We start from the raw sequence: 6,603 nt of genomic DNA, 5'->3' as shown, positions 1-6,603 counted from the left end.
ATTGTATATGGATATTTTCCCTACTATTTATCTACACAAATCTCATGCAAAGCCTCACTACAACATAAACAAATTCATCTTATGACCGCGTTTCTTCTTACGAAATTAAGTGATTGTTTCAATAGCTGGTTTGGGAATCATAGAATTACTTTCTTTCTCAGCCCTAATATCCTGTTCTTTTACCTAAAATTCCAATATCCCCATTACTTCTTTTGTAAATAGTTTAAAATCAGTTAAATGTTTTTCAATAATTTGACGAACAATATCTAAATTCACACTTTGATAATCATGAACAGCAATATTACGAAATCCAACCATCGCCTTTAACTTATTTGCTAGATCAGCGCTAAGTAATCCTGCTGTAACCAATAAATCAAAGGCCTCTCGACTAGATTGGGGTAGTCCTAATTTTTTCCCCGCAACAATATGCATTGCTAAATCAATACTCGCTTCACAAGCTCTTTGTATGTTCAATATTATTGAATCTTGTTTTGTAAAATCCTCTAAATTTTCAGGGTCATTTCCATACACATCTTGGATTCTTTTTATACAACGCTCTACTGTAGAAATTTTATTTAAAATAACCTCATTCTTCATATATAGAACCTCTTTTCTTTATATCATCAAATACTATCTGTCGTTCTTCATTCAATTTTGAATACATTTTTAAGGTTTTCATTTCAAAAATGACCTTACGTCTTTCATCCGAACAAAATATTGTCTTTCCTGTATGTATAATCTGAGCTTGAAAAACTGTAGAAGCTTCGGATAAATCAACTAAATCAACATCTTTATGAACAATGTTAGCTAACTCCTGTGCTAATAAAAAACGTTCATAGTTCCCTAAAGTTGTGTCACTTAAATAAGCTATATCAATATCACTATCTTCTCGTTCTCTGTTCTCAGCCGTTGATCCAAACACAATTATCCAATAGGGATTCACCGTCTCTTGTAATTTTTCTATAATAGCTGTTATCATGCTTTGAAAAATCATCTAATTAATCCCCCTTATTATACTTGAATTTTATTATATCATAACCTTTATATAACCTTTTCAGCTACGTTTTATAATACATTAAGAAAATTAAAACACCCTCTTCATTATTAACACTTGATCACCTTTCAAACAATTAAAATGACCTCCTGTGATTTAGACCATAACTTTGCCACTTTGGCAAAGTTATGGTTCTTTTTCTTAGCGGCAAATTTATGCTTCCAACGATAAAATTTTAAATCATTCATAAAATCGCTTGAAATTATAAAGGCATTTAAAATGAAATTTCACTAATTTTACTTAAAATAACTTAACCAAAGAGTTTTTATATATTTAATAACTTAAAATAACTTGAAAATTAACTTATTTTAACTTAATGTATCATTATGGAGGTTACTTATGAATCAAGAAGAACGATTGATACGAGTCTTTAATTATTTAGAAACACAGAAAACTATGAATATAAAACAAATGTGTGAAATGTTTCATATCTCACGAGATACTGCAAGAAGAGATATAGTAAAACTTTCAAAAAATAAAGCAATAGTTAGAACTTATGGTGGCGTGGCTTTAGCTACTTTTCATAAGAAAATTGATACGTACCAAAAGCGATCACAGACTGAATTAGCAACAAAAAAATTGATTGGAATGAAGGCTGCAAATATAATCGCAAACAATGACATGATTTATTTAGACGTTTCAACAACAGTCAACTTTGTAGCTCAACATTTGCAATCAAAGAACGTAACTATTGTGACGAATTCAATTGATACTGCTTATATGTTAGCTCAATCTGAAGATACGACTATTCACCTTTTGGGAGGAACTTTAAATAAGGTTTCTCGACATACTACAGGGACTTCTACCACTGAAAAACTCAAAGATTATCACTTTGACAAGGTGTTTATTGGAACCGCTGGTATTACAGAAGACGGGATATACTATGGTTTTGAAGAAGATATTTATTTCAAGCGTGAATTAATAAAACATGCTGATCGAGTTATTTTAGTGGCAGATCACACTAAATGGAATCAGCGTCGAAATTATAAGGGTTTAATGCTTGAATCTATAGACACTTTCATTACAAATCAAGTTATGTCTGATGATTTATATAACATTTTAAAAGAAAACGGTGTTGAAGTAGTAATTGCGAGTGAAGTTTAAAAAATAGGGAGGGTTTATTTTGATTATATCTCTTGTTTTTGACGTAGACGGCACAATTCTAGACACAGAAAAAGCAATACTAAAATCCTTACAAAAAGTTTTAAAAGAAGAACTAAAGAAAGATTATGCGTTACAGGATCTAAGATTCGCATTAGGGATTCCTGGAAAAGAAACCTTAAAAAAATTAAATGTACAAAATATAGACGTTATTCATCCGAAATGGGCCAAATCTGTACTAGATTTTTCTCATGAAGTCTCCGTGTTTGAAGAATTAGAAAGCATTATTAAAGAGTTATCCCTTAGTAAATTAAAGCTTGGTATTGTTACATCAAAAACTAAGCAAGAATTAATAGATGAGTTCAAACCATTTGGTCTAAGCGGTCATTTTGAACATACAATTTGTGCGTGTGATACGGATAAACATAAACCACACCCTGAACCATTATTAGCTTGTTTGAAACAATTAGATGTCCCTAATAATGAGACAGTATACATCGGAGACTCTATATACGATATGCAATGCGCGAAAAGTGCTGGTGTTAAATTTGCACTCGCTTTATGGGGCTCAAAGACAAAAGAAGGTTTTGAAAAAGCTGATTATATATTAAATACCCCAAAAGATATTTTGGCTTTAATTTAATCAAGCTCATTTCTAATAAAGACATTAAATTACTCATTAAAAAGTCGATTTCTTATGAAGTGACCCCCGAAAGTTAGACAGGTCGTTTCATTAGGCAGCCTCTAGGGTATGATCCCGGTATTATACCGGGATCATACCCTTTAATTTTGCCTTAATTCTTTTATGTTTATAGTAGTCTATATACTTTGCTAATTCTTGTTTGAAATGTGTTATACTTTCAAATTCTTTTCGATACAGAAATTCAGATTTCATGATACCGAAAATTTTTTTTAATAACGACATTGTCATAACAGTTTCCTTTGCAAGACATACTTTGTGTTATGCCACATTGCTTAAGAGAATGACGGTATTGTTTCATTTAATAGTGCCACCCTTGATTAGAATGAATGAGGAGTTTGTCTTGATTTGTTACACGTTCAAAGGCTTGTTCTAACATTGTTGAAACAAGGGAATAGGTCGATCTTGAACCAATTGTATACGTGATAATTTCACCATTAAATAAATATAACATTAGTGATAGGTATAACTTCTCCCCAAATAACTTAAACTCCGTAATATCTGTAACCCTCTTTTCATTTTGTTTGTCAGCTTGGAAGTTACGATTTAAAATATTCGGCGCAATTTTCCCAACTGTCCCTTTGTAAGAGCGATATTTTTTCATACGAACAAGACATTTTAACCTTAATTCTTTCATAAGGCGATACACTTTTTTATGATTTATTTTGTGTCCACGATTCATCAGTTCATCACGAATACGCCGATACCCATAACACCCATCATGTTCATCATAAATAGCTTCTTGAATCAGTTCTTTTACCTCCGCATTTGAATCAGAACGATTGAACCGTTTGATCCAGTAATAGTACAGTACGTACTACATGGAATGTTTGCGAGTTGAAGTAACTCTTTGACAGGAAATTCATGCCTTAACTCATATATTACTTGAGCTTTGTCTTGTTTGATGATTGTTTTTTGCTTTGAACTAAGGCATTTAACTTTTTTAAATATGCATTTTCCATACGTAAACGCTCATTTTCCGCTTGTAGTGCTTCTATTGAACCCTCTACTACTTGTTTTATTTTTTTATCTTTCATGGTTGGACGCCCCTTTTTCTTTGAATGTAGTGCATCCAATCCTCCTGTTTCATACGCTATTTTCCATTTCCGAAGTGTTTCATAAGACGGAATATTGAGAAGTGCCGCTGTTTCTCTGATAGATGTCCGGTGTTCATTCATATAATTAAGTACGTCTAGTTTATACTGGGTAGAGTAGGTAGCGTTTTTCAAAAGCATTTGCACCTGAAGATTCATATCGTCTAATCCACTCACGAAGTAAGCTAGGAGTAACTTCTATAGATTTAGCAATTGTTTTCCGCTTTCTGTACCATCTAAATATCGTTTCACTGCTTGGATTTTCTCTATTGAAGAAAATTTAGCCATAAAAAGTGCAACAGGTAGGCCCTTATGCTATTACACATAAGAACCTATCTCAATAGTATTATACTCAACTAGTTATATAAAATTCCTTTATGTTAAATAGAAGATATCCCTACAATTATTCTGGGAAAATAAAGCTAGAGTCCTCTTCACTATTAGCGGTATCTTCTTTCGGGAATGTAATAGTAGATCCTTCATTTCCCTTATTTCCTTTATTTATTTCTTGTTCCTCAGGAAATACAATGGAAGAATCATTACCTAAGTTTGGTGAAAAACCAAGTTTAGATAAAATAGCTTTTAGATCAGGTAAAACACCAATTTTATCAGAGATTGGATCGTTAGATTTCGTTCCAGTACTAGGGTCACTTAAAATAGCCCTAATCTGGCTTGGTGTATATACTTTTCCCTGATTATTTTTTGCTATTCCTTGAATTGATGCTGCAGCACCAGCAATAATAGGCGATGCACTAGATGTTCCAGCAAAACTAGATGTATATAGATTTGTTATAAATTCACTTGGTTTAGCATCTGTAGTATCTACTGCATTCCCCCATCCATATACATCCACTCTACTACCGTAATTAGAGAAATATGAACGCTTATGAGGAACCCTTGCAGAAGCTGCCCCAACCATAATTGCTCCTGAATCTTTAAAATCAGGACTATTACGATTTAAAACTTGTTTACCATTACGGTCTCTAAATTGATCCAAATCATTTCCGCCGTTTGCACCTGCTTCAATAATAATAATTCCCTTATTTGTTCCCATACGAATTGCATCAAATATGTCTGGTTTTACTTCCACAGGAAAATAGTTCTTATCTCCATATCCATCGTAAGTTGCTTGTGCCTCTAGTAAAAGAATATCTCCAGCTTGCATATTGTTAACCGCACTTAAAATAGCATCAGCTGTATTATAATTTCCGTTATCCCTAATCTGGGATACAACCTTTACCTTAGCTTTTGGTGCAATCCCAATTCCACCTATGCTATTATCCTCCGCAGAAACAATCCCCAAAACTGAGGTACCATGATCATGGTGTTCACTCTTATTCTGTCCCGACATCAATTCTATCTTCTGATTCACTAAATCTTCATGACTTAATAACCAACCATACTCCATATCTACAAAAGTTGTTCCTTTTCCGTCTCCACCCTTTATACTCCAAGCATAAGGTGCATTAATTCCTAATGGTGCTGGTTCAAGGTAACCTTGCCTTGTAAGTCTAGGCTCATCATATGGATTAACAGATAAATTTGATAAACGCTCTTCAGGTGGCGTTTCTTCTTCCTGTAGATATGCCGTTTCAATAAGTGATGATTTCTCAAATTTTGAAAGTAAGGCTTGTACATCAATATCACCTTGGTTTTCTACAATATAATAGTTTAGCAAATTGGAAGAAATATGTTCGGAGTCGTTTATTTCTCTACCTAAATTTTTAATTTCTTTAGGGTTTAAAGAACTAAAAAGTCGATTTATAGTTACATTTGGGTATTCGTTTAAAATTCTAATTAATTCAGGGTCTTGTTTTTCTTCTTTAATGAATTTTTCTATTCCATCTTGATATGGCAAATTAGCCTCATTTTTAAATTTCAAAATTAATTGTTTCGTAACTTGCTTATGTACAGTAGAGTTCATTTGTTTATTTGAATAATTGTAACTAGCTGCATAGGCAACTTCTGATTTATCACTTGGAAGTAGTCCACCTACTCCATTAAATGCTGTTAACGCAATTGAAGAAACTATAATTCCCTTAAAAATTTTCAAAATGTGCACCTCTTTTAATTTGTATATGATTATAAAATGTTTTATATGGCCTTAATTCTTTTTTATATTAGCTTCTTATATTTCCAACTCCGTTCATTTGTTAATATTTGCTTATACATCATTAATACAACTACTTCATAACATCAAACCTATTAATTTAGCTACATTGTTGTAACCATTATAGTTACACTTATAACAAATAGTCAATCTAATTTTTATGCAATTTCGCATTTTAAATAGTACATACTTCTATCAACTTACTCCTAATTATTTTAAGATAAGTTAAACTTCTATCATTTTAAGTAATTGCATATATGTAATATAAAGCATGTAAAGGAGGTCAAAACGTGGTAATCTCAAGACAAGATTCCTGGACTAACGATAACGATTTACTTCTCGCATCAACAGTACTCCAGAATATTCGTAACGGTGGAACACAGTTAGCTGCATTCAAAGAAGTAGCAAAACTACTAAATAGGACACCTGCCGCTTGTGGATTTCGTTGGAATTCATACGTAAGAAAACAATACCAAGAGGAAATAAAACAAGCAAAACAAAATCGAAAAATGGGAAACAATATTTCTCCCTCTCAACAAAAAAA

General features: G+C 32.4%; 6 protein-coding genes and 1 pseudogene. 3 read left to right on the top strand and 4 right to left on the bottom strand.

Features of this window, described 5'->3' with window-relative positions; translation table 11 throughout:
• Positions 1-183: 183 nt before the first annotated feature.
• Positions 184-597, bottom strand: coding sequence for a type VII toxin-antitoxin system HepT family RNase toxin (gene hepT, locus DN403_RS08165; RefSeq protein ID WP_046956013.1), 414 nt, complete (start codon positions 595-597; stop codon positions 184-186).
• Complete coding sequence (mntA, locus tag DN403_RS08160; RefSeq protein ID WP_046956012.1) at positions 587-994, bottom strand: type VII toxin-antitoxin system MntA family adenylyltransferase antitoxin; 408 nt, start codon at positions 992-994, stop codon at positions 587-589. The genes hepT and mntA overlap by 11 nt, the downstream gene beginning before the upstream one ends.
• 399 nt (positions 995-1,393) lie before the next feature.
• Here mntA and DN403_RS08155 point away from each other — a divergent pair, with 399 nt between their 5' ends.
• Both DN403_RS08155 and DN403_RS08150 read left to right on the top strand, forming a co-directional pair.
• The gene (locus tag DN403_RS08155; RefSeq protein ID WP_097889086.1) at positions 1,394-2,158 is read left to right on the top strand and encodes a DeoR/GlpR family DNA-binding transcription regulator; all 765 of its coding nucleotides are present in this window, start codon (positions 1,394-1,396) and stop codon (positions 2,156-2,158) included.
• 19 nt (positions 2,159-2,177) lie between these two features.
• Positions 2,178-2,798: an HAD family hydrolase gene (locus DN403_RS08150; RefSeq protein WP_097889085.1), complete on the top strand. Its 621-nt coding sequence runs from the start codon at positions 2,178-2,180 to the stop codon at positions 2,796-2,798.
• A 120-nt stretch (positions 2,799-2,918) separates the two neighbouring features.
• Here DN403_RS08150 and DN403_RS08145 read toward each other — a convergent pair.
• A pseudogene (locus DN403_RS08145) lies at positions 2,919-4,237 on the bottom strand (IS3 family transposase).
• A 115-nt stretch (positions 4,238-4,352) separates the two neighbouring features.
• Entirely contained in the window at positions 4,353-6,002 is a 1,650-nt protein-coding gene (locus DN403_RS08140; protein WP_098834025.1) for a S8 family peptidase, read from the bottom strand.
• A 347-nt stretch (positions 6,003-6,349) separates the two neighbouring features.
• Here DN403_RS08140 and DN403_RS08135 point away from each other — a divergent pair.
• A partial coding sequence (locus tag DN403_RS08135; protein WP_149185387.1) for an RsfA family transcriptional regulator occupies positions 6,350-6,603 on the top strand: 254 nt, incomplete at its 3' end.

The organism is Bacillus sp. AY2-1 (assembly GCF_008368965.1).
GTDB lineage: Bacteria > Bacillota > Bacilli > Bacillales > Bacillaceae_G > Bacillus_A > Bacillus_A thuringiensis_S.
Note: the sequence above shows the minus strand (reverse complement) of the source record. Positions and strands in the feature narration are given on the sequence as shown.

Excerpts from the sequence above, each read along its gene's own strand:
- hepT (WP_046956013.1), bottom strand. The coding sequence starts at position 597 with ATGAAGAATGAGGTTATTTTAAATAAAATTTCTACAGTAGAGCGTTGT.
- DN403_RS08155 (WP_097889086.1), top strand. The coding sequence starts at position 1,394 with ATGAATCAAGAAGAACGATTGATACGAGTCTTTAATTATTTAGAAACA.
- mntA (WP_046956012.1), bottom strand. The coding sequence starts at position 994 with ATGATTTTTCAAAGCATGATAACAGCTATTATAGAAAAATTACAAGAG.